This window comes from Janthinobacterium sp. Ant5-2-1 (genome assembly GCF_001445815.1).
Classification (GTDB): Bacteria; Pseudomonadota; Gammaproteobacteria; order Burkholderiales; family Burkholderiaceae_D; genus Janthinobacterium; species Janthinobacterium lividum_E.
Window position 1 is genome coordinate 149,497 of the sequence record NZ_LNCE01000047.1, and the last position, 22,426, is coordinate 171,922.

Sequence of the window (22,426 nt, forward strand, 5' to 3'; positions counted from 1 at the left end):
CGTTCATGAACAGCCCGTCCCTGCCCTACACGACTCCCGCCCTGAGCACCCGCTTGCCTCTCGTGGGCACCACCGTGTTTACCCGCATGTCCAGCCTGGCAGCACAGCATGGCGCCGTCAACCTGGGCCAGGGCTTTCCCGACTTCGATTGCGCGCCTGGCCTGGTCGACCGCGTCAGCGACGCCATGCGCGCTGGCCACAACCAGTACCCGATGATGACGGGCGCCGCGCCCCTGCGCGAAGCCATCGCCGCCAAGATCGCCAGCTTGTACGGCCACAGCTATGACGCCGGCACGGAAATCACCGTCACGGCCGGCGCCACGCAGGCGCTGACCACGGCCATCCTGTGCTGCGTGCATCCGGGCGACGAAGTCATCGTCATCGAACCGGCCTACGACAGTTACCTGCCCGCCATCGCGCTGGCCGGCGGCGTGCCCGTGCTCGTCTCTATGGAGGTGAGTGAACAGGGCTACAGCGTGCCGTGGGACAAGCTGGCCGCGGTTGTCAGCAACAAGACGCGCCTGATCATCATCAACACGCCGCATAACCCGACGGGCACGATCTTGCGTCCCGCCGATATCGCCGCGCTGGCCGACATCGTGCGCGGCACGCAAATTTTGATCCTATCTGACGAAGTGTATGAGCACATGGTGTACGACGGCGTGCCGCACGCCTCGCTGAGCCGTAATCCGGAACTGGCGGCGCGCAGCTTCATCGTTTCCAGCTTCGGCAAGACGTATCACGTGACGGGCTGGAAAGTCGGCTATGTAGCGGCCCCGGCCGCGCTGACGGCGGAATTTCGCAAGGTGCACCAGTACAACGTGTTTACCGTCAACACGCCGATGCAGCACGGCCTGGCCGGCTACATGGCCGACCCGCAGCCCTACCTGGACTTGCCCGCCTTTTACCAGCGCAAGCGCGACTTGTTCCGCGACGGCTTGGCGGGCAGCCGCTTTACCCTGCTGCCGGCCGACGGCACGTATTTCCAGTGCGTGCGCTACGATGCCATTTCGCAAGAGACCGAAGCGCAGTTCGCCGAATGGCTGACGACGCAAATCAAGGTGGCCGCCATTCCTGTCTCCGCGTTTTATGCGCAGGGCAAGGAGTCAAGCATCGTGCGCTTCTGCTTTGCAAAAAAAGACGAGACCTTGCGCCTGGCGCTCGAGCGCCTGCGCAGCATATAACCGAGCACTGAGCATGGCTTCGCTGCGGCGGGGCAAAGGATGACAAGCATGGTACAGCGTCGCATCGGCCCGGCCGACCTGGTTCCCGGCGAACCCCTGCCCTGGGATCTGTTTCTGGCTGACCATAGTGCCGGCCCACAACTGCGCAAGGGGCAGATCATCACGGACGGTGCACAACTGGGGCGGCTAATGCAGCTGGGCCTGTATGTGGGCGCGCCGGACCAGCCGTCCGTCTTGCGTCTGCTCAACGAGGCGGCGCAGCGCCTGGAGCGCTTGCTGTTGGCCTTGCGCAGCGAAAACAATGCCGAGCGCGACGTGCGCGACATCGCCCGCGAACTGCTGCGCGCGCTTGAGCACGATGCCGATATCGCCCTGGCCAGCATCCTGCTCAACCAGATCGCCGGCAGCTACGCCGTGCGCCACTGCATCGAAACGGCCTTGCTGGCCATGCTGGTGGGCCGCAGCATGCACAAGTCCCACGACGAATTGCTGTTGATCGGCGCGGCCGCGCTGACGATGAACGTGGGCATGCTGCGCCACCACGACAGTTTCCAGGACCGGCGCGGTCCCCTCAATGACGAGGAAATGCGCATCGTGCGCCAGCATCCGCAGGAAAGCACGGAACTGTTGCGCTGCGCCGGCGTCGACGACGAGGAGTGGCTCAGTTGTGTGCTCTTGCACCATGAAAACGACGACGGCAGCGGCTACCCGCAAGGGCGCACGGCCGACGAAATCCTGCAAAATGCCAAGCTGATCGGCCTGGCCGACCGCTATTGCGCCCGCGTCTCGGCGCGCAACTACCGCCGCTCCATCGTGCCCGACCAGGCGCTGCAGCACATCTTCCTCGACCAGGGCGTGCCCATCGACCCCTTGCTGGGAGAGCAGTTCGTCAACCTGCTGGGCAAATATCCGCCAGGAACGTTAGTGCGCCTGCGCAGCGGCGAACTGGGGGTGGTGACGCAACGGGGCGCCGGCCACGTCCACCCGCTCAGCGACCCGCTGGGTGCGCCGCTGGCCGCCGCCCAGCTATCGCAGATGACGCCGCGCGATACGGGCGACAGCCAGTTCGCCATCGTTTCGTCGCTGCATGAAGACGATGCGGGCGTGCGCTTCAGCATGCGGCATGTGTGGGGGGATGAAGCGAGGTTGTAGGGTTTATTCCCTGACGGCGCATCGGTGGCAGCGACCACTCTCTGTTGAAAAAATCCACGATATTACAAGGTACTCAAGCTCTTGGCCGCCAGGGCAGCGAAATTGTCATTTCGATGCTTTCAAATACGCCCGCAAGCCATGCGTCAGGATAAAGGGAAACACGCTCGCATGGTCTTCATCCTCGAACACGCGCAGGCGCGTCTTCAGGCCCGGGTACTTGTGCGATTTCAGCTTGCCGTCGAACTCGCGCAAGTCGGCCAGCATGTCGGCCTCTTCCTCCGAACGCGAACGCTTCTTGCCCGGCGCCAGCTTTTCCAGGCCGCCGATGCCGAAGAACACGGATGCAGGAAGATCCTTGTGGCTGGCAGCATACGCCTGCTCGCGGTCGAACATGACGCCGGCGTCGTACCACAGTGACGGACTGCCGAGAATGTAATGCTCGAAAGTGCGCGGTTCGGTCAGCAGGAATTGCAGGCCCAGCAGGCTGCCATAGGAATGGCCGATAAACACCTTGCGCTGCATGTCGACGCGATAGTTACTGGCGATGAAGGGAAACACTTCGCCCGAAATGAACTGGCCATACGCCTTCGCTTCGCCGAACGCCGGCTGCCGCCCCGGCATGTCCGAGCGGTAGTCATGCTTGCGCGGCGTGGTGGGCGTATAGTCGCGCCGGCGGCTATATACCCCGCCATCGCCGTTGGCGTACGACAGGCCGACCACGATGACTTCTTCCATTCCGGCATGCTTGTTCAGGCGCTGCGCGATATTGCGCACGATGGCGAACGAGTAATTGGCGTCCACGACGAACAATACCGGATAGCGTTTGGTCCCCTGCCGATAGGAATCGGGCAAGGCGACATAGAGCTGGTAGTCGCGTTTCAGGGCTTGTGCACGGATGTCGCGCACTTCCGTATTTTCCAGAACGTAGCTGGCAGGCGCGCTGGCGGGTGCGGCCAGTGCATTGCTTGCCAGGGCGCTGCTGGCCAGGCAGCACAGGACGATGAGCAGATTGAGAGGCTTCAAGCTGGTTTCTTTCATTGAGGTAAAGTTACTTCGCCGCAGCCGCCGTCAGCTGCACCAATTTACGTTCGACAAACGCCTGCAGTTGCGGCGACAGCGTCTGCAAACCCTTGGCCCGCTCGAACGCCTGGCGCGCCTGGGCCGGGTGGTTATCCGCTTGCAAGGCGATACCGAGACCCATCCACCAGACGCTGTTGTCGGGCGCCGTCTGCAGGGCCAGCTGGTAGTGCTCGGACGCTTCGCGGTAGCGCTGTTCGCGCTGCAGCACGCCGGCCAGGAAGGCGCGGTATTCGCCATTGTCGGCGGCGTACGGCAGGCTGCGCGTGAGGGTATCGAGGGCGGCCGCGCCGCCGTTGGCCTTGTCCAGCTGCAGACGGGCCAGCATCATGGCTTGCGCCGGCTGTTTCGGGTCCAATGCCAGGCTCAGCTGTAACTGCCGGGCCGCCTCGTCGGGGCGCTGCGCTTCGAGCAGCAGGCGCACCAGGGTTTCGCGCGCGCCCTGGTGGCGCGGGTCCAGTTGCAGGGTCTGCTGCAAGGCCAGCATGGCGTCGGAGACGCGGCCATCCTGCAACTGGGCCAGCGCGCGCCGGTATTCATTTTCCACGCGCTGCTGCGCAGTGACTTGCTTGCCGTCGATGATGCGCTCGCTGGCGACCGGCAATGCCATCTTCACGACGGGCGCGGCGGCAGGCTTGGCGGCCTTTTCCGTGATGCGGCGCAATTCGGCGGGCCGCGCCGTGACTGGCGCGGGAGCAACTTCCTCGGCCTGGAACACGGGCTCGGGTTCCGCCGCCACGACGGGCGCCGCCGGGGCGGCCACCACCGGCGCTGGTACAACGGCAGCAGGCGCGGGGACCGGGATCGGAACCGGCGTGCTGGCCACATTGACCAGCATGGGCGGTACGGACGGGCGCTTCAGGTAGACCCAGCCCAGGGCGATGGCGGCGGCCGTCAGGCCGGCGGCGCCGCCAAAGACCAGCGCGCGCGAAACGCCCCGCTCGCGTTCGGGCACGGAGCGGATGCCGGCCGCGTCGCCGCGTCCATCGGGGGTGCCGCGCGCATCGAGGTCTTGCAACATCTTGTTAATCAGGCTCATCTACAGGCTCATCTTCGTCATCGGTTCAATAAAGTCCAGCTCACGGCACCGGCGGCGGCCAGCACGCCGGCGCCGGCCAGCCATGGCCACGGCCACAGCCAAAAGCGACGCGGCTTGCTGGCCAGGGTGTCGCTGGCAGCCAGCGCCACGTGGCGCCCGCTGACCTGCTGCCGCCCTTCCCCATACGCCACCATCAGCGCCTTGTGCGCCATGATGTTGATCAGGCGCGGGATGCCGCCGGAAGCCTGGTACAGCTTGCGCACGCCGCCACGGCTGAACAGGCGCGCGCCGTCGAAACCGGCCACGCGCAAGCGGTGCGCCACATAGAAATCCACGTCGTCGCGCGACAGCGGACCCAGGTGGTAGTGAAAGGTGATGCGCTGCGCCAGCTGGCGGATTTCCGGCAGGGCCAGCTTGACGTCGAGTTCCGGCTGGCCGAACAGCACGATTTGCAGCAGCTTGCGCTTCTCCGTTTCCAAATTCGTCAGCAGGCGCAGCGCTTCGAGGCTGTCGACGGGAATCGCCTGCGCTTCGTCCAGGCACAGCAGCACGCGCTTGCCCTGCGCCGCCAGGTTGAGCAGGCGCAAGTTGAGCGACTTGAGCAACTGATGCTGATCCGCATCTTTCTCCAACAGCACGTCAAGGTCGTCGGCCAGCGCCAGGATCAGCGAACGGGGCGGCAAGTTCGGATTCGGGATGTAGGCCGTGACGAAGTCCGGCCCCAAGGATTGCATGAACTTGCGGCACAAAAAGGTTTTACCAGTCCCCACTTCGCCAGTGATCTTGATGAAGCCCTCGCCATTGCGCGCCGCCACCAGCAAGGTGTTGAGCGCCTTTTGCGACTGCGGGCCGTTGAAGAAGAAACTGGTATCGGGCGTGAGGCCGAACGGCGCCTCGCGCAAGCCGAAATGGGCCTGGTACATTTAGCGCCGCTCCGACGGACGGCGCGGGTCGAGCGCCTCGATGCGCTTGCCCGAATCGAGCAAGTCCTCGTTCCAGCTATTGGCGCCATCGACGATGGTCGGCTTGATCAGCACCACCAGCTCGCGCTTCTGGATCACCTGCCCCGTGTTGCGGAACAACGCGCCCAGCACGGGAATATCGCCCGCGCCCGGTACTTGCGAGCGGTCCGCCGTGGTGGCTTGGCGCATCAGGCCGCCAATGGCGACGATGCGGCCATCCTGGCTGCGCACCATGCTGTCCATCTCGGATGTGCTCGATGCGGCCAGTGGCAGTTTCAGCGAACCGGCGCTGCCCAGGTCGATTTCCTTGCTGATGGTCGACACCTGGCTGACGGACGGGTGCACGTGCAGGATGATGTTGCCGTCCGCATCGATCTGCGGCGTCACGTCCAGCACCACGCCGGAAAAGAAGGGCTGCAGGGTCACGTTGGGGCTGGTCGTCGCGCCGCTGGCCGTCGTGTTCGTCGTGGTCGACACGCCCGTCACGTAAAACTCGTCCGTGCCGATCTTCAGCACGGCTTTCTGGTTGTTCATGGTGGCGATGCGCGGACTCGACAGCACGTGCACGGAACCCTGCGATTCCAGGAAGGAAATCATGGCAGCGAAATTGGCCGTCTGGAAAGCCAGGCCGAACATGGAACCGGCCGCGTTGGCCGCCGAACTGAGGCCAAAGCCGCTGCTGGCCGTCAAGCCATTACCGGTTGTCATGTTGGGCGGCTGGCCGCCATTGAACGGCAGCGGCGCCAGGGTGCCGCCCGGCTGGATGAAACCGGTCGAGATGCGGTTCGTGTGGCCGCTCTTGATCGAGGCGAACGAGGCCCAGTTGATGCCCGTCTGCGTATTGTCGTTGAGTTCGACTTCGAGGATTTTCGCTTCCAGGATGACCTGGCGGTCGACGGACAGCTGCGTGGCCTTCAGGTACATGTCGACATTGCGCAGCTCTTCCGGCATGGCGCGGATGACGATCACGCCCGACTGCGGGCTCAGCACCACTTGCCGCCCCCCTTCAGTGCTGCCGACAATGGCTTCCAGCGCCGCTCTCAATTCCGGCCAGAAATCTGCCGTGGACGAAGTGGTCAGGTTGCTGCTGTCCAGCGTGCGGCCGCCCTGGCCGCCGTTGGTCTGCTGGTTCTGCTCGTTATTCTGGTTATTGCCCTGGCTGTTATTGCCGCTGTTGCCTGAACCTCCCGAGTTGGTCGAGCCCACCGATCCGACCGACGTCGACGAAACCCGCAGGTTGGAACTGCCACGCCGCGCGCCCGTCAGGTAATTGACGTGGAACAAACGCGTCTGCATGGTCAGGGGCTTGATGTAGATCTGCGTGCCCTCGACCTTGTAGTCGTAGCCATACAGTTCGCGCACGGCGTCGAGCGCCTGGAACAGAGTCACGTCCTTCAGGTTGGCGGAAATCGTGCCGCCGATGTCGGGATGGACCAGCATGTTGTAGCGCGTGCCGGCCACGATGGAGGTGAAGAACTGGCGCGCCGGCACATTGTTGAAAGCCACGTTGAAGCGCTCGTCGAGCGCGGCGCGGGCCTTCGGCAATTGCTGGGCCAGGGCCGCCACGGGCGGCAGCAGCGCCGCTTCCACGGCGTCCGGCTGGGCCGCTGGCGCCGTGGTGGCCGCCGCGCCCTTGACCGCGTCGGTAATCGCATTGTAGGTGTCGCGCTTGACGGGCGCGACATTGCAGCCGCCCAGGCCCAGGCTGACGCTGATGACAGCCGCCATCGTACTGATCTTGAACATGCTCGCCTTGTGTTGATTGAGTTGCTTGGCCACTTCTTCTACTCCTGCTTGCGGCCGGTCTTGCGATCGGTCTCGTTGTCGGTCTTGTTATCGGTCTTGTTATCGGTCTTGCTGTTCGGGTACAGCTTGAAGGTTTCCAGTGATTTGCCACGCCGCAGCACTACGGCCGTATCGCGGATTTCCGTCACCATGGCGTTGCCCACCTTGCTGCCAACCTTGACCGTCTGGCCATCGATGACGGCCAGCCGGCGTCCGCCCGGCTGGGTGGAAATGAGCACCGATTGCAGTTGCGGCCGGGCCGCGACAACGGGCGCGGCGCTGGCGGGCGCCCACAGGGCCGCGGGCGGGCGCGTCGGATCATCGAGCGCCTGCGCCTGCGCGCCCGGCCATGCCAGGCTCAGCATCAGCAAAGGCGCCAGCAGCGCGGGACCAAAGGTCAGAGTGCGATCCATGTGTCGTCCATGCTGAGGGTGTGTAAGGTCAGGGTCAGGGTGGCGCTTGGATAAGTGGCCGCATCGAGGTGGGCGGCGCCCCAGAACACGCGCGTCGGCATCGCTTGCAGCGCCTGCATGTATTGCACCATGTCCGCATAACTGCCTTGCAGCACCACTTCCACGCCATGCTGGTGCAGCAACGGCGCCGGGGCCGGCGCCTTGGCGGCATCCGCCTTGGCCGCCGCGTCGCCGTTTTCAGCATCGGCCTGGTGGGCGCCGACTGCGCTGCCGGGCAAGGTTTTCAGCGACACCACGCGCAATCCCGCGTGCCGGCGCAGCAAGTGTTCAAGCAAGGTGACCATGCGCTCGGGCGCCACCAGGCCATGCTGCTTCTCGCGCAGCGCCCGCGCCAGGGACGCCGTTTCCGCCTGCAAGGCCACCAGGCGCGTGCGCGCTTCCCGGTCGGGATCGGTGGCATGGGCGAGCATGGTCAGCTCGATTTCCTTGTTCGTCGCAGTCAACAGGCTTTGCTTTTGCGCAATGCTCGCTTCCAGCGCGGCGCGTTTCGCCAGCAAGGGATTGAAGCTCATGAAATAAAACACAAACAGGATGGCGGCCGCAGCGGCGCCAAACACCATCAGCCGCTCACGCAGGCTGAGGGCGTCGAAGGCGGTGGCCCATTTCTTCAGCAAGGGCAGCATCAGCGTGTTCCTCCCGCAACAGGTTTGGCCGGCGTGACAGCACGCTCCGCCGACTGCAGGCTGAACGCGACATAAGGCAGGCTGGCCGCCTTGCCGTCAACCACCGCCCCGGCCGGCTGCTCGGGCTGGCCGATGTCGAGGCTGGCGAAGCTCTTGCCTTTGAGTACTTCCTGCTGGCCCAGGCGCGTGATGTAGGCGGGCAGCAGCGACGCATGCAAGGCGCGGCCCTGCAAGCCGAAATCATTGCCGGCGCCGGCGATGTCCACGCCCGTCAGCCATACGCCGTCGACCCTGGCCTGCGCCAGCGCGCGGAAATAGCCGGCATAGCCGAGGGTATTGCCCAGCTTGCCACTGTCCAGCACGCTTGACGCGTCCTGCAGCAACTGGCGCTGCGCTTCGACGGCCGCCAGTTCCTGTGCCAGGGCCGGATCTTTCTTGCGTGGAGGAAAATCACGCAAAATCTGGTCGCGCTTCGCCTCGACTTGCGCCAGCGCCGCCTTGACGCCTGCTTCGCGCTGTTCCAGGCTGGCCATTGCCTGCTGGGCCAGCACGCCCAGGGCCAGCAAGACCAGCGCCAGGCCGCCCAGGCCCAGGCTGGCCGTGCGCGCCGACATGTGGTGTTGTTTCAGTTCAAACTGGGGATTGAACAGGTTGATCTGCTGGCTCATGCGCCCTTCCCTTCGTGCTTGCCCGGGTGCAGGCCAACCTCGCGCAGGGCAGCGCCGATGGCCAGGAAGTAGCGCGCCTGCATGGCGGGGTCGCGCAACTCGACGGCCTGAGAAAAGTCCAGCACCGTGGCCAGGTCCAGCTGTTCGACGGGCATGTAGAGATTGTCGGCCAGGTAGGCGTGCAAGCCGTCGCTGGCGCCCGTCATCAGCATCAACCGGGCCAGCGAAATGAAATGAAACTGGCGGTCGAAGTGATCGAACGAGCGCTGCAGTTCGAGGGTGACGCGGTCGTAGTACTGGCTGGCGTCGGGCGACTGCAATTGCGTCAGGGTCACGTCGATGCGGCGCGCCTGGTACAGCTCGCCATTGAAGCTCATGGTCAGCAAGCCGCCGTCGCCATCGAAAAACAGCACGGCGATGCCGCGTCCCGGCGTTTCCAGCAAAGTGGCGATATTACGCTGCGCCATCTCGGGGATATCGATCACGGACAGGCCGATCTTGCATTCGGCGTACAGCGCCTGGCGGCGCGACACGGCGCTGTTGCGCGCGGCGACGGCAAACACGCTGCTGCCCCGCTGGGTGCCGTTCGGGTCGCCCGGAATGTCGAACACGTCGATGGTGGCGTCGGCCAGGGGAAAGTCCAGCATGTCCTTCAAACGCCAGCCCACGGCCGTCTTCAATTCCTCGCGCGGCACGGCAGGCGCTTCCAGCGACAGCAGCTGGTATTCGCCGCCGGCCAGCACGCTGGTGCAGTGGCGCGTGACCGCCTGCAACTCCTTGCCCAGTTTTTCCAGCACCTCGGCCGGCGCCGGCCGCGCGGCCGCCTGGTAGCTGACGCCCCGCACACGCGGCATGCCGCCGCCGGAACGCTCGACAACGACAGCGCTGACGCCTTCGCGGCCAAACGCCGTGGCCAGCCAGCCATCGTACTTCTTTGCTCTTGCGAATAAACCCATGCGAACTATCCAGTGTAAGTGCCTGCCCGATCTTGTCGCGCAGTGATGCATCCAGCTAATTTTAATTCATGAAGCCAACTTTATTGTGTAAAAACAATAAATTAGCGATCTTTTTTGCACGCCGTTGACCTTACTGCGACAGCACGGCTTGCAGGCGGCGCTGGACGTAATCGGGGTTATTGCCCGGGTTCGGGCAGCCGGCAGGTCCAGGCTGGTTGCAAGCCGTGGCCGTGATGGTCCAGCTGGTCAAGGTGCCGGGTCCCGTGGCCGTGCCGCATTGCACGCTGACGCTGAACGCCGACAAGGTCGTGCCAGGTGGCAAACTGAACGTGGTGGCGCCGATGCACGCCGCGCCAGCGGTCAGGCCGGCGCTGATCTGCCGCTGCAAACCCCATTCGAGGCCCGCGCGGGCGGCCTGCTCGGCACGCACGCCCTGCACGTCCATCGCCGATTCCGTCTGCTGCAAGGTGGAGATATTCACCATCACGGCCGCCAGCGCGGCCAGCACCACGAGCAGGAAAATCGCCGTGACGAGGCTGAAACCGCGCATGCGGCCCGTGCGGTGGCGCAGCAAGCGCGTCATGGCATATTCCTCGCCTGCACCTGTTGCACCAGGCGCAGCACGCCCGTATTGCTGTTCGCCGCGCCCAGGCTCAGGTCGATATTCACCAGGCCCCGCTGCACATTGGCCAGCACGGTATAGCTGAAGGTGCACGCCGTCACCTGGCGCGCCAGCAGGGCGCCATTCGCCGCCGCCAGCGGCGCGGTGCCCTCGACAACCGGCTGGTCGGCCTGGATGGCATAGCCCGCGTAACGGGTCAGGGTGCCATCCGTCAGATTGCAGGCATAGGTGACGGGCGTCGAGACCACCTGGAAACGGTTCGACGGCGACGGCAGCGGCGCGGGCGCCGTCGTGAACGGATAGCTGCCGAGCGTGACGACACGGCCGGCCACGCCCGTCACTGGCGCGCGGTTGCAGCCGTTTGCCGCGCTGCACGCATACGCATTGTTCGGCGTGTAAGCTCCCCCAAGGTTGTAGATGACGATCTGGTCGCCCACGCTGATCGCCTGGCGCGCGCCCAGCGCATTGGCGGGCATGGCGCCGACGACGGTGAAGCTCGCCGGAACGCCGGCGGCGGGAGGGGTGTCAAAGCTCAGCACATTGCCCGGCGCGGCCGCATCGCTGTCGCTCAGGTAGCGCCCGCCCGTCTTGGTCAGCAACAGTTCCAGGAACCGCCCCTCGCCCGACACGCGCACGCTGTTGGGCAGGGCAAGGCGCACGTCGCGTGTCAGGCGGCGTGCCGCCGTATCGGCCGTATCGGCCAGTGCCGCGCGCGCCGCGACGTCCATATAGCCTTGTACGGGCACGCGGATGAAAACGGCGACCATGGCGCCGATGATGCCCGTGATGACGATCACGATGACCATCTCGACGAGGGTAAAGCCGCGCGGGCGGCGCTGGACGTTAAGGAGATTTTTCATGGAATACTGTTCGGCGCATAGCGCACGCGATAGCCGTCGAGCACGATCTGCTGGTCGGCATACGGCACGACCACGCGGATATGCAGGCCCTCCGTCGCGGGCAAGCCGTTCAGGGCTACCGGAGTGATCGTTACCGATGCAACATATTTCTGGGGGGACCCGGCAGCCCATACGGCGCCCTGGGCATCCGTCTCGTAGTCCGTGGCCGCGCCATACGCATTCACGTAATCGTTGACGTTATCGAAAGGCCGCCCCGCGCCGTTCGCCTCTTCCCCCGGCCCTTCCGGGACGCCGCAGCCGGCCGGGCTGGTGGCCGTTTCCGCGGCCGGGTCTTGCGGATCGCAATAGGTAAACCGCGCCAGCTGGATTTCTTCCAGCATGCCTTCGGCAATCGCCAGCGCCTGCTTGCGCAGTTGGGGGTCGGCGCTGTTCCGCGTCGTCATGCTCATCACGCCGAGGATGGCGGCCGAGGCCAGGCCGACGATGACGATAAACAGCACCAGTTCGATCAGGGTCACGCCGCGTTCACGCTGGCGTCGCTGGCTAATGGACATAACCAGTCTCCCTTTCGACGATGACGTAGCGCTCCATGCCGTCGCCCTGGATACTGATCGTCAGTTGCGCCGGGAATGTGGATGCGGCAGGAAATACGTCGCCCGACGCATACGGCTTGCCCAGCGCGTCGAAATAAAATCCCGGCATGATGCCGGAGGCGCCGGGCATGGTCACGCTGGCCGGACGGCCTTCGCATAGCCAATTGCTCCCCAGGCAATACTGCAGCGTTTCCTTGCTGCCGCTGTTACGGCCCGTGGGCGGCACCACCTTCTGGGCGGCGCTGCAATCGGCATCGAAGCACAGGCCCACTCTGTCGGCATTGATACTGACAAACACGGCACGGTTTTGCGCCACCGCCAGTTTTTGCCCGTAACGCACAATATTCGTCACCTGATCCGTAAAACTGCGCGCGTCAAACGTGTCGCGCTGGAAAAATCGGTTGACGGCAAAGGTCGCCAGCAAGCCCGCCAGCACCAGCACGGCCACCAGCTCGATCAAGGTAAAACCGCGCGCAGTCGTACGCAAGCGGCCTGGCGGCGCTGCGTGGCGATGCGGAAAGACTGTCGGTGGCTGCAGCAATGGATGGCCCGTAAAAAAGCCCAACGGGCTGGCGCCTGGGGTTGGGCTGGTGGTGCGCAAGGAAGGCCGGGCGTGGCCGGGCTTTCCTTGCAGTGTGCTCAAAGATTACTTACACGTGGCGGCAGTTGCCGCACTGGTAACTACCGGTGCGACAGTCGCCGTTGGGGCGGGGTAGGTAACCGAGCATGTCGTGCGCGTTGCATCAGGGGTCACCACGAAACCCGCGGTGGTTGTGATCACATAATCAGGAGTGGCAATACCCGCAGCCAATCCAATCCCGGCGGCGTCGGCCGTAGGGTAGCCACCTACTCCGGTAATCGCCTGGCCTTCCATCTTCACCGTGTTGCCATCGGCAGGCGAACCGCTCACCAGCCACTGCGCATGGTACAGCGCCGCGCCCGCCTTGAGGGCGCCAGCGGCCGCTTGCATCTTGGCCACGCGCGCATCGGTCGACATGTCGATGAATTTAGGAATCGCCGTCGCTGCCAGGATGCCGAGGATCACGATGACGACGATCAGTTCGATCAGGGTAAAACCTGCCTGGGCGCCGCTTTTCATACTACGTAAAGACTTATTCATACCTGCTCTCCAAAATCAAATAAAAACATCAAAACCAACGCCATGAAACTGTCGCTGCACCAGACCGGGAAGCGCGTCAATTTGCCGCCGAGTCCGGCGATTTCCACACCACGATATCGGGCTCCCGGGAGAGCTTGTCAAGATCGGCGTCCGCACCCGGCAAGATTACCTTAAATTTCACTGAATCAACCCTTGTAATGGGAAAAATATTGCCATTGCTAAACAAATAGATAATTTTTTGTTCTTTTCTGTCGTATAACCAATTCCCCGCCGGTAATTTATCAAGGTCTGGCTGCGCGAACTCGCCCAGGTAATTGACCGGCTTATCCATCAGCCAGTCGAACGGATTTTGCCGCGCCAGCGCCGGGATTTTGTCGCGCCGGTCCGCCAGGTACAGCTGCAGCACCTGCACCCGCAAGCTGGTACGCAAAACGCCAAGCATCTGCGCCACGGCCACCTGCTGCGCCTGCTGCTGGTAATAGCCGAGCCGGTTCAACAATACCGTCACCAGGATGGCGAACACGCCCGCCGCGACCGCCAGCTCGAACAGGGTGAAACCGCGCTGGCGGAGCGGCTTTCTCATCAATGCAGGGCCGCCCGGCCCAGGTCCCAGATCGGCAGGAAGATGCCCAGCGCCAGCACCAACACCATGGCGCCGAGGAAGACGATCAAGATCGGCTCGATCTGTGCCGACAGGGTCTTCAATTCATAGTCGACTTCGCGCTCGTACATGTCCGCGATCTCGTCCATCAGGTCGTCGAGCGAACCGGATTCCTCGCCCACGGCGATCATCTGCAGCACCACGGGCGTAAACACGCCGGCCGCGACCGAGGTGCGCAAGATGCTTTCGCCTCGCTCGACACCGTCGCGCATCTGTTCCACGCGCGCGCTCAGGTAGGTGTTGTCGACCGTTTGCGACACCACCGTCAGCGCCTGCACGATGGGCACGCCGCTCGTGCTCGACAAGGCGAAACTGCGCGCAAAGCGGGCCATCGTGCCCTTCAGGATGATCTTGCCGGCGATCGGCAGGCGCAGCTTGGCGCGGTCCCATTTATACAAGCCCTCTTTCGTGCGCAGCCAGGCGCGCCAGCCGAAAAAGCCGCCCACGCCCAGCATCAGCAGGATGGGCCAGTACGCCACCGTAAAGCGCGAAGTGCCGATCAGGATGCGCGTCATCAGGGGCAGCTCCGCGTGGAAGCTGGCGAACACTTTCTCGAACTGGGGAATGACGAAAATATTCACCACGATCATGGCGGCGAGCATGGCGAAGACGACGAAGGTCGGGTAGCGCGTCGCCGTTTTCACGCGCGCGCGCATGTCGCGGTCGAATTCCAGGTGGTCGAACAGGCGCAAAAACACTTCATCGAGGCGCCCCGTCATTTCGCCCACGCGCACCATCGACAAGTAAAACGGCGTGAAGATCGCGGGATGGCGCGCCATCGCGGCCGACAGCTCGCGCCCCGCATCGAGCGACTCGCGCACATCCTTGATGATGCGCCCGAACGCGGGGCTGATGGCGGACTCCTGCAAGCCGGCCAGGCCGCGCATGATGGGCACGCCCGCCTTGAGCAAAGTGTACAGCTGGCGGCTGAACAGCTGCACGTCCATGGGCGTGACTTTTTTCTCGGTCAGCTTGTCCCACCAGCCCAGCTGGTTGGCGCCGGCGCCCGTCACCGTTTGTTTGGTGGCGCTGATGTCGACGGGCGTGCTGCCGCCCGCCATCAACTGGTCGGCCACGGCGCCGCTGTCGACGCCTTCCATCACGCCGGTCAGCAGTTCGCCACTGGCGCTGCGGGCCTTGTAGGAGAAAAACGGCACCTCAATCCTCGCTCTGGTTGCTGATGCGCATCGCTTCCATCACCGTCGTGCGGCCCTGTACCACCAGTTGCACGGCGTGGCGGCGCAAGGTTTCGCCCGCCATCTGCGCCGTCGCCACCTTCATGAAGTGGGAAGGGTCGGCATGGTTGGCGGCGTCGGCCACGGCGCGCGTGATTTCCAGCAATTCGTACACGCCCGTGCGGCCACGGTAACCCATGCCATTGCAATGCGAGCAGCCCTTGCCGTGGAAATACTGGTTGCGCTCGACCAGCTCGCCCAGTTCCATGCGCAGCCATTCATATTCGTTCGGCGTGGGCTGGTACGGCGTGCTGCAGCTTTCGCAGATTACGCGCACCAGGCGCTGCGCCAGCACGGCTTGCAGCGAGCTGCCCACCATGTAGCGGGGCACGCCCATGTCCATCAGGCGCAGCGGCGTGCTGATGGCGTCGTTGGTATGCAGGGTCGACAGCACCAAGTGACCCGTCATGGCGGCGCGCAAGCCGATCTGCGCCGTTTCCTGGTCGCGCATCTCGCCGACGAGCACGATGTCGGGATCTTGCCGCAAGGCCGAGCGCAGCACCCTGGCAAAGTTCAGCTCGATCTTCTCGTTCACTTGCACTTGATTGATGCCGGGCAAGCGGTACTCGACCGGGTCTTCCACCGTGATGAGCTTTTTTTCCACCGAATTGAGTTCGGACAAGGCGCAGTACAAGGTCGTCGTCTTGCCGCTGCCGGTCGGGCCCGTCACCAGCACAAGGCCGTTCGGGCGGCTGACGATGGCGCGGAACTGCGCCACCAGCGCAGGCGGCATGCCGATGGCGTCCAGGCGCAAGGTCGTGCCGCCCTGATTCAGCAAGCGCATCACCACCGATTCGCCGTACTGCGTGGGCATGGTGGAAATACGCACGTCGATGCGCTGGTTTTTCACGCGGATGGCGAAGCGGCCATCCTGCGGCAGGCGCTTCTCGGAAATATCGAGGTCCGACATCAGTTTCAGACGCAGCGCCAGCGAACTGGCGATCTTGCTGTCCGCTTCCGTCTGCAGGTGCAGCACGCCGTCGATGCGGAAACGGATCTGCAGCCGGCCTTCCTGCGGCTCGATGTGGATGTCCGAGGCGCGCACCTGCGTGGCATCCTCGAACACGGATTGCAGCAGCTTGACGATGGGCGCTTCTTCCAGGCCCGGATTGGCGGCCAGCGCGCCGAAGTCGACGGATACGTCGCCCAAGTCCTGCTCCAGCTCGCGCGTCAGCGTGGAAATGTCTTCCGTGCGGCGGTAGATGCGGTCGATGGCGGCCAGCACTTCCGTTTCATTGACCACGGCCAGTTCGATCTGGCGCTTGACCAGGCGCGAAATTTCATCGTACGCGAACAGGTCGGTGGGATCGGACATGCCGACCAGCAAGCCCTCGCGGCGGTCTTCCAGCACCAGCGCGCGAAAACGCCGCGCCTGGGTTTCCGGCAGCAGCCGCACCAGTTCGGGATTGATGTTGAAAAACTTCAGATTGATGTAGGGAATGTCGAGCTGGCGCGCCAGCGCGCCGGAAATCTGCTCTTCCGTGACAAAGCCGTGCTCGACAAAAACGCGGCCCAGCTTGCGTCCCGAACGCTTCTGTTCCGTCAAGGCCTGGCCCAACTGTTCTTCCGTCAGCAATTTCTGCTGCACCAAAATTTCACCGAGCCGGACTTTCTCTGGCCTTGCCATGCTTGCTCCTCGACAGTTCAACAGACGATGCACGCCAGCGGCGCGCGGGAGTATTTTATTCCAGAACCTGTTGTTTCTTAAAGAAAATACATTCCAACGTTTGATTTTTGCGCATTTCAACACACTGCAAGGAAACGCTTGCCGCCCGCCTGCGCCCATGGCAATAATGGCGGTCGTTCACCGTCTTCCCTGCCGACCATTGCCCCTATGAACGCCTGCGCCATCGAGTTCCACAACGTGCATCTGCAACTGGCGGGCAGCGCCGTGCTGCGCGGCGTCGACCTGCAAGTGCGCGCGGGGGAACTGTTCGGCCTGGTCGGCGTGAATGGCGCGGGCAAGACTTCCCTGCTGAAATGCCTGCTCGATTTCTGCACGCCCGAGCGGGGAGACATCGCCATTTTCGGCCAGCCGCACCGGCACGGCGCGGCGCGCCAGCCGCTGTCGTTTCTGCCGGAACGTTTCCAGGCACCGTATTACCTGACGGGCGGCGACTTCCTGCGCTACCTGTCGCGCCTGCACGATGTGCGCCCCGATGCACAAGCCGTGCAGCAGGTCGCGGGCGCGCTGGACCTGGCGCCGGACGTGCTGCTGCGTCCCGCGCGCGAGTATTCGAAAGGCATGATGCAGAAACTGGGGCTGGCCGCCTGCCTGCTGTCGGGCAAGCGGCAACTGGTGCTGGATGAACCGATGAGTGGACTCGACCCGAAAGCGCGCGCGCAATTCAAGCACGTGCTGCGGCAAGCGCGCGCGCAGGGCCGCGGCGCCCTGCTCACCTCGCATGCGCTGGCCGACGTGGAAGAGTTGTGCGACCGCATGGCCATCCTGCATGCGGGCCGCATCGTGTTTACAGGCACGCCCGCCGAATGCCGCGCCCGCCATGGCGGTGCGGCCGACGCCAGCCTGGAACAGGCTTTTCTCAATTGCATCGCGGCATGAACACCGACACGCAGGTCGCCAGCCACTACGCGCCGTCGCCGCACGGCATGTATCTGCGCCATTTCGGCTTGCGCACGGCGCCGTTCGGCATCACGCCGGACCCGGCCTTCTTTTATACGGGCAATACACGGGGCGAACTGCTCGATGCGCTGCTGTATGCCGTCACGCAAGGCGAAGGCATCATCAAGCTGACGGGTGAAGTCGGCAGCGGCAAGACCATGCTGTGCCGCATGCTGGCCGAGCGCCTGCCGCCCCGGGTCGACGTGCTGTATTTGCTCAATCCCCGCCTGGAGCCGGACGAAGTCCTGCACGCCATCGCCGCCGAACTGGGCCTGGCACTGGACGGTTGGCGCACCGACGCCGTGCTGCGCGCCCTGCACGGCGAGCTGATCGCGCGGCACACGGCCGGGCGCCAGGTGGTGCTGCTGGCCGAAGAAGCGCAAGCCATGCCGGGCGCTACCCTGGAAGCGCTGCGCCTGCTGACGAACCTGGAAACGGCCAGCCACAAGCTGCTGCAAATCGTCCTGTTCGGCCAGCCGGAATTGCAGCACACGCTGGACTTGCCCCAGTTCCGCCAATTGAAGGAACGCATCACCCACAGTTTCACCGTGCCGCGCCTGCCGCAAGCCTTGCTGAACGATTATCTGGGCTGCCGCCTGGCCGCCGCCGGCCGCACGGCGCCGCTCGTCTTCACGCCGGCCGCGCTGCGCCGGCTGGCGCGCGCGGCGCAAGGCATCGTGCGCAGGGTCAATATCCTGGCCGACAAGGCCCTGCTGGCCGCGTTTGCCGATGATGCACAGGAAATCGGCGCGCGCCACGTGCGCCTGGCCATTGCCGACAGCCCCTTCCACCGTCCGCCCTGGCATACGGGCAAGCTGCTGGCGGGCACCCTAAGCGCGCTGATGCTGCTGCTGGCCGCTGCGCTGCTGTGGCAATGGCTGGCGCCGGGCCAGGCAGCAGTTCCACGTGCACCGTTGCCAACGCTGCCAGCGCTCCCGGCACCCTCGACGCTGCTCGACAACAAGCTGGCAGAATCGCGCGACTGGCTGGCAAGGCAGGGACCACAGCAACTGGTGCTGCAAATCGCCAGCCTGCCCGCCAGCGAAACGGCCGCGGCGGAAACTTTCCTGCAGCAGGCGCAGCAAGCCATCGGCCTGCGCGACGTCCACGTGTTTCGCCTGCCTGGCGCTGCGCCCGCGAACGCCATCGCGCGCCTGGACATCGTCTACGGCAGCTTCGCCGACCGGGCCAGCGCCGAAGCCGTCTGGACGAGGCTGGCGCCCACGTCGCCGCAGAAAATATTGCTGAATGACATAGATAGTATCCGTACGGAAATGAAAGCCACGGCGCCGGCAAAAACGGGGCGTGGCCTCCCCTGACTTTATTTCGGTATATTGCCACCCTGGCCCGCACAGCCGATTGCTTTTAGGCGATCATGCTGGGTAAAATTACAAAAGCACAACACGACTTCAAGGGCGAACTTTTCATGAATCAACACCCTATTCCTGTGCTGGCCTCCTGGGTCGCCCTCGCCTGCAGCACCGCGCTGTCCGGCTGCGCCACGCATCAAACGCCGCTGTCGCCTGCCCACCTCAATGTCCCGCCCCGCCCCGTCGGCGCCATTCCCGAACCGGTGCAGCAAAGCAGCGCGCTGGCAGCGCCGCTGCCCGCGCCCAAAGTGGAAACCTACAGCGTCACCGTGCACAAGGTGCCTGTGCAATCGCTGCTGTTTGCGCTGGCGCGCGACGCGGGCATGAATATCGACATCCACCCGCAGATCGAAGGCAGCGTCACCCTGAATGCGCTGGACCAGACCCTGCCGCAATTGCTGACGCGTATCGGCAAGCAAGTCGATATGCGCTACGAAATCGATGGCAAGAATCTGACGGTGCTGCCCGATGCGCCCGTGTGGCGCAATTACAAGGTCGATTACGTCAACATGGCGCGCAGCACCAACAGCAGCGTGAATATCGCCACGCAAATTTCCACGGCGGGCGGCGGTTCCAACAACGCCAGCAACCCCGTTGGCAACACGCAAGGCAGCGGCGGCAATGGCAATAACAATTCAACCACCCTGGTCGTGAATCGTTCGGAGAATAATTTCTGGTACAGCCTGGAAAAGAATATCCGCGACCTGCTGCGCGAGACCACGCTCAACGACGTGCAGGTGGACCCGCTGGCACAGCTGAACCAGCAATTGACGAGCATGCCCGGCCAGCAGGGGCAGCAAGGACAACAGGGACAACAGGGACAGCAAATTCAGCAAGGCCAGCAGCAGAATCAGGTCGGCAATCAATACGGCAGCCAGGCGCCGATGCAGACTGGCGGCCAGTATGCGCCAGGCCAGCAGCAGGCGCCCATCCAGAACGCGAATCCTGGCCAGCCGCTCGATGCGAACGGCATGCCGCTGCTGAAACTGGCCAACAAGGGCAGCCCGTCGTCGGTGGTCGTCAACGTGGAAGGCGGCTTGATCGCCGTGCGGGCCACGGGCCGCCAGCACGAAAAAGTCGCCGAATTCCTCGACGCGGTATTGCACAGCGCCAAGCGGCAAGTGCTGATCGAGGCCACGATTCTCGAGGTGCGCCTGAGCAATGAATACCAGCAAGGCATCAACTGGTCGCGCCTGACGGGCAGCCTGAGCCTGACGCAGAAACAGGTGGGCACCCAGGCGCTCAGCAGCGGCGTCACGCCCGGTTCGACGCCCGGCATCTTCGTGCTCGATTACCTGAAGGACAGTTTCAAGACCACCATCCAGCTGCTCGAATCGTTCGGCAAGGTGAAGGTGCTGTCCAGCCCGAAGATCAGCGTGCTCAACAATCAGACGGCGATGCTGAAGGTGGTCGACAACAATGTCTTCTTTACCATCAAGGTGACGCCTGCCGTGGTCAGCTCGACGGGCACCATCACCACGCCCGCCACCTATGAATCGAAGCTGGAAACGGTGCCCGTCGGCTTCGTCATGAGCGTCACGCCGCAAATTTCCGACAGCGATGAAGTGACCCTCAACGTGAGGCCCACCATCACGCGCATCGTCGGCTACGTGCAAGACCCGAATCCGGCCCTGGCCACGGCCAGCGTGATCAGCAAGGTGCCCGTGATCCAGGCGCGCGAGCTGGAATCGATCATGAAAGTAGGCAATGGCCAGATCGCCGTGATGGGCGGCCTGATGCAGGATTCCGTCGACAATGCCAAGGATGGCGTGCCGGGCTTGTCCAGCCTGCCACTGGTCGGCAATTTGTTTACCTATCGTAACGAGGCAAGCAGCAAGACGGAGCTGGTGATCTTCATGCGCCCCGTCGTGGTCAAGGATGCCAGCATCGATGGCGATTACCGCGACTACCGTTATTTGCTGCCCGGCCAGGCGCCGCTCAACAGCCAGCCGTACACGGAAGGCGTGCCGGCGCCGGCCATCCAGCCGCAGGCACGCCTGCAGGGAGACGTCCCATGAGCTTGCTGATGCAGGCGCTCAAGAAAGCCGAGCGCGCCAAGCAGAACAGCCTTTCCGACGAGGAACTGGAAAAGCCGTCCGAAGCCTACGACCAGGTGCTGGAGCTGGCGCCGGCCGACGCTCTGCCGCCCCGTCCCGCGCCAGTGGCACCGCCGCCCGTGCAGCCGGCAAGCACCCTGCGCCTGGAACCGCTGCAGGACGCACCCGCGCCGCCGCCCCAGCCCAGTGGCGCGCAGTCCGGTCCGCAAGCTGGCCCGCCCCCCGAGCCGCCGCGCGCCCGTCCGGAACCGCCGCCCGTCAAACCCCGCACCAGCCGCAGCAATCCGCCGCCGAAAGGCCCCACCGGCCCCATCAGCGTCGACCCGGCCACCGTGCGCCTGGCCGTGCTGCTGGCGATCCTGCTGCTGGTGGCCGGTTCCATGGCGTACTGGTACTGGCGCGCCAGCAGCAGCCCCGGCGCGGGCGCCAACCTGCCCGGCGTACCCATGCCGCTGACGGACGCTCCGGGAACGGCCGGCGTTGCCGGTCCCATCGTGGTGGTGCCCGGGACCGGCGGCGCCCTGCCGGAAGCCCCGGCGCCCTCGCCGCTGCCGCAGGACGTGCCGCGCGAACAGCGCCAGCCAGCCGGCGCGGCGGAACAGCAGGCGATGATTCAGGCCGCCGCGCAAGCGGCCGTGGCCGCCCAGCTGGCGCAACTGCAGCCGCCTGCGCCGCCCAGCCTGCCACCAGTGGCCGCGCCCGACAACAGCCAGATCCAGGTGGTACGCAACGATACGGCGCCGCAAATCAACCCCGGTGTGCAGCAAGCCTACCAGGCCTTCAACGGGGGGCAGCTGGGCGCGGCGCGCCAGCAATATGAAAGCGTGCTGCGGCAGGATGCCAACAACCGCGATGCACTGCTGGGCCTGGCGGCCGTGGCGCAGCGCGAAAACCAGGGCGCGCAGGCGGCGTCGCTGTACGTGCGTTTGCTGGAGATCAATCCCGACGATGGCGTGGCGCTGGCCGGCCTGATCGGCCTGCGCCAGGGCGACGTCGTGCAGAGCGAGGCAAAACTGAAAGCCATCCTCGCCCGCACCCCCGACAGCGGCCCCGTGCTGTTTGCACTGGGCAATGTGTACGCCAAGCAGCGCCGCTGGAATGAAGCGCAGCAGCAATTTTTCCGCGCCTACAGCGCCGCGCCCGGCAATCCCGACTATGCCTTCAACCTGGCCGTGGGCCTGGACCGGCTGAACCAGCCGAAACTGGCCGCCACCTATTACCAGCGCGCCCTGACCCTGGCGCAAACCACGCCCGCCGCGTTCGACCCGGCCGTCGTGCAAACGCGTTTGCGCGAACTGGCGGCCCCCGCGCCGGCGGCCCAGGCCGACCCGGCCATCACCATCACACCCCGTCAGGAATAAGCATT

At 64.5% G+C, this 22,426-nt stretch carries 22 protein-coding genes; 6 read left to right on the plus strand and 16 right to left on the minus strand.

Going from position 1 to position 22,426, the window contains the following annotated elements; all coding sequences use genetic code 11:
• Positions 1 to 5: 5 nt before the first annotated feature.
• Together ASN89_RS15910 and ASN89_RS15915 are read left to right on the plus strand one after the other, a co-directional pair.
• A complete protein-coding gene (locus ASN89_RS15910; protein ID WP_058049939.1) occupies positions 6 to 1,184 on the plus strand; it encodes a pyridoxal phosphate-dependent aminotransferase in 1,179 nt (392 codons plus the stop codon).
• A 48-nt stretch (positions 1,185 to 1,232) separates the two neighbouring features.
• Positions 1,233 to 2,336, plus strand: a complete 1,104-nt coding sequence (locus ASN89_RS15915) for an HD-GYP domain-containing protein (RefSeq protein ID WP_052755647.1) — start codon at positions 1,233 to 1,235, stop codon at positions 2,334 to 2,336.
• A gap of 105 nt (positions 2,337 to 2,441) precedes the next feature.
• Here the strand turns inward: ASN89_RS15915 and ASN89_RS15920 are convergent, their stop codons facing one another.
• The 16 genes from ASN89_RS15920 to ASN89_RS15995 all read right to left on the minus strand — a co-directional run bounded on the left by ASN89_RS15920 (position 2,442) and on the right by ASN89_RS15995 (position 16,637).
• The gene (locus tag ASN89_RS15920) at positions 2,442 to 3,359 is read right to left on the minus strand and encodes an alpha/beta hydrolase (protein ID WP_235501987.1); all 918 of its coding nucleotides are present in this window, start codon (positions 3,357 to 3,359) and stop codon (positions 2,442 to 2,444) included.
• A gap of 25 nt (positions 3,360 to 3,384) precedes the next feature.
• Positions 3,385 to 4,452, minus strand: coding sequence for a tetratricopeptide repeat protein (locus ASN89_RS15925; RefSeq protein ID WP_058049941.1), 1,068 nt, complete (start codon positions 4,450 to 4,452; stop codon positions 3,385 to 3,387).
• Between the two features lie 17 nt (positions 4,453 to 4,469).
• Positions 4,470 to 5,375: an ExeA family protein gene (locus tag ASN89_RS15930; RefSeq protein ID WP_058049942.1), complete on the minus strand. Its 906-nt coding sequence runs from the start codon at positions 5,373 to 5,375 to the stop codon at positions 4,470 to 4,472.
• On the minus strand, positions 5,376 to 7,160 hold the full coding sequence (gene mshL / locus ASN89_RS15935; RefSeq protein ID WP_046683148.1) for a pilus (MSHA type) biogenesis protein MshL: 1,785 nt from the start codon (positions 7,158 to 7,160) through the stop codon (positions 5,376 to 5,378).
• Positions 7,161 to 7,198: 38 nt separating this feature from the next.
• Complete coding sequence (locus ASN89_RS15940) at positions 7,199 to 7,612, minus strand: MSHA biogenesis protein MshK (protein ID WP_200969057.1); 414 nt, start codon at positions 7,610 to 7,612, stop codon at positions 7,199 to 7,201.
• Positions 7,597 to 8,295 carry a type II secretion system protein GspM gene (gene gspM, locus ASN89_RS15945; RefSeq protein ID WP_058049943.1) on the minus strand — a complete coding sequence of 233 codons (699 nt, stop codon included), beginning with the start codon at positions 8,293 to 8,295 and terminating at the stop codon, positions 7,597 to 7,599. The genes ASN89_RS15940 and gspM overlap by 16 nt, the downstream gene beginning before the upstream one ends.
• The gene (locus ASN89_RS15950; protein WP_058049944.1) at positions 8,295 to 8,963 is read right to left on the minus strand and encodes a hypothetical protein; all 669 of its coding nucleotides are present in this window, start codon (positions 8,961 to 8,963) and stop codon (positions 8,295 to 8,297) included. The genes gspM and ASN89_RS15950 overlap by 1 nt, the downstream gene beginning before the upstream one ends.
• A complete protein-coding gene (locus tag ASN89_RS15955) occupies positions 8,960 to 9,919 on the minus strand; it encodes a hypothetical protein (RefSeq protein WP_058049945.1) in 960 nt (319 codons plus the stop codon). The genes ASN89_RS15950 and ASN89_RS15955 overlap by 4 nt, the downstream gene beginning before the upstream one ends.
• 130 nt (positions 9,920 to 10,049) lie before the next feature.
• Positions 10,050 to 10,502, minus strand: a complete 453-nt coding sequence (locus ASN89_RS15960) for a hypothetical protein (protein WP_058049946.1) — start codon at positions 10,500 to 10,502, stop codon at positions 10,050 to 10,052.
• Positions 10,499 to 11,401, minus strand: a complete 903-nt coding sequence (locus ASN89_RS15965; protein WP_058049947.1) for a prepilin-type N-terminal cleavage/methylation domain-containing protein — start codon at positions 11,399 to 11,401, stop codon at positions 10,499 to 10,501. The genes ASN89_RS15960 and ASN89_RS15965 overlap by 4 nt, the downstream gene beginning before the upstream one ends.
• The gene (locus ASN89_RS15970; protein WP_058049948.1) at positions 11,398 to 11,955 is read right to left on the minus strand and encodes a prepilin-type N-terminal cleavage/methylation domain-containing protein; all 558 of its coding nucleotides are present in this window, start codon (positions 11,953 to 11,955) and stop codon (positions 11,398 to 11,400) included. Before ASN89_RS15970 ends, ASN89_RS15965 begins: the two co-directional genes overlap by 4 nt.
• The gene (locus ASN89_RS15975; RefSeq protein WP_058050004.1) at positions 11,945 to 12,481 is read right to left on the minus strand and encodes a Tfp pilus assembly protein FimT/FimU; all 537 of its coding nucleotides are present in this window, start codon (positions 12,479 to 12,481) and stop codon (positions 11,945 to 11,947) included. The genes ASN89_RS15970 and ASN89_RS15975 overlap by 11 nt, the downstream gene beginning before the upstream one ends.
• Positions 12,482 to 12,640: 159 nt before the next feature.
• Positions 12,641 to 13,114 (minus strand): prepilin-type N-terminal cleavage/methylation domain-containing protein, encoded by a 474-nt coding sequence (locus ASN89_RS15980; protein ID WP_058049949.1) that lies wholly within the window; start codon positions 13,112 to 13,114, stop codon positions 12,641 to 12,643.
• Positions 13,115 to 13,190: 76 nt separating this feature from the next.
• A complete protein-coding gene (locus ASN89_RS15985; protein ID WP_058049950.1) occupies positions 13,191 to 13,697 on the minus strand; it encodes a type II secretion system protein in 507 nt (168 codons plus the stop codon).
• Positions 13,697 to 14,932: a type II secretion system F family protein gene (locus ASN89_RS15990; RefSeq protein ID WP_058049951.1), complete on the minus strand. Its 1,236-nt coding sequence runs from the start codon at positions 14,930 to 14,932 to the stop codon at positions 13,697 to 13,699. The genes ASN89_RS15985 and ASN89_RS15990 overlap by 1 nt, the downstream gene beginning before the upstream one ends.
• A 1-nt stretch (position 14,933) precedes the next feature.
• Entirely contained in the window at positions 14,934 to 16,637 is a 1,704-nt protein-coding gene (locus ASN89_RS15995; protein ID WP_046683043.1) for a GspE/PulE family protein, read from the minus strand.
• A gap of 207 nt (positions 16,638 to 16,844) precedes the next feature.
• Here ASN89_RS15995 and ASN89_RS16000 point away from each other — a divergent pair, with 207 nt between their 5' ends.
• The 4 genes from ASN89_RS16000 (at position 16,845) to ASN89_RS16015 (ending at position 22,421) form a co-directional block, all read left to right on the plus strand.
• Positions 16,845 to 17,573, plus strand: coding sequence for an ABC transporter ATP-binding protein (locus ASN89_RS16000; RefSeq protein WP_058049952.1), 729 nt, complete (start codon positions 16,845 to 16,847; stop codon positions 17,571 to 17,573).
• Positions 17,570 to 18,952, plus strand: coding sequence for an ExeA family protein (locus ASN89_RS16005; RefSeq protein ID WP_235501988.1), 1,383 nt, complete (start codon positions 17,570 to 17,572; stop codon positions 18,950 to 18,952). The genes ASN89_RS16000 and ASN89_RS16005 overlap by 4 nt, the downstream gene beginning before the upstream one ends.
• Before the next feature lie 107 nt (positions 18,953 to 19,059).
• Positions 19,060 to 21,021: a type II secretion system protein GspD gene (locus ASN89_RS16010; protein ID WP_058050006.1), complete on the plus strand. Its 1,962-nt coding sequence runs from the start codon at positions 19,060 to 19,062 to the stop codon at positions 21,019 to 21,021.
• Positions 21,018 to 22,421 carry a tetratricopeptide repeat protein gene (locus tag ASN89_RS16015; RefSeq protein WP_058049953.1) on the plus strand — a complete coding sequence of 468 codons (1,404 nt, stop codon included), beginning with the start codon at positions 21,018 to 21,020 and terminating at the stop codon, positions 22,419 to 22,421. The genes ASN89_RS16010 and ASN89_RS16015 overlap by 4 nt, the downstream gene beginning before the upstream one ends.
• The last annotated feature ends 5 nt before the right edge of the window (positions 22,422 to 22,426 follow it).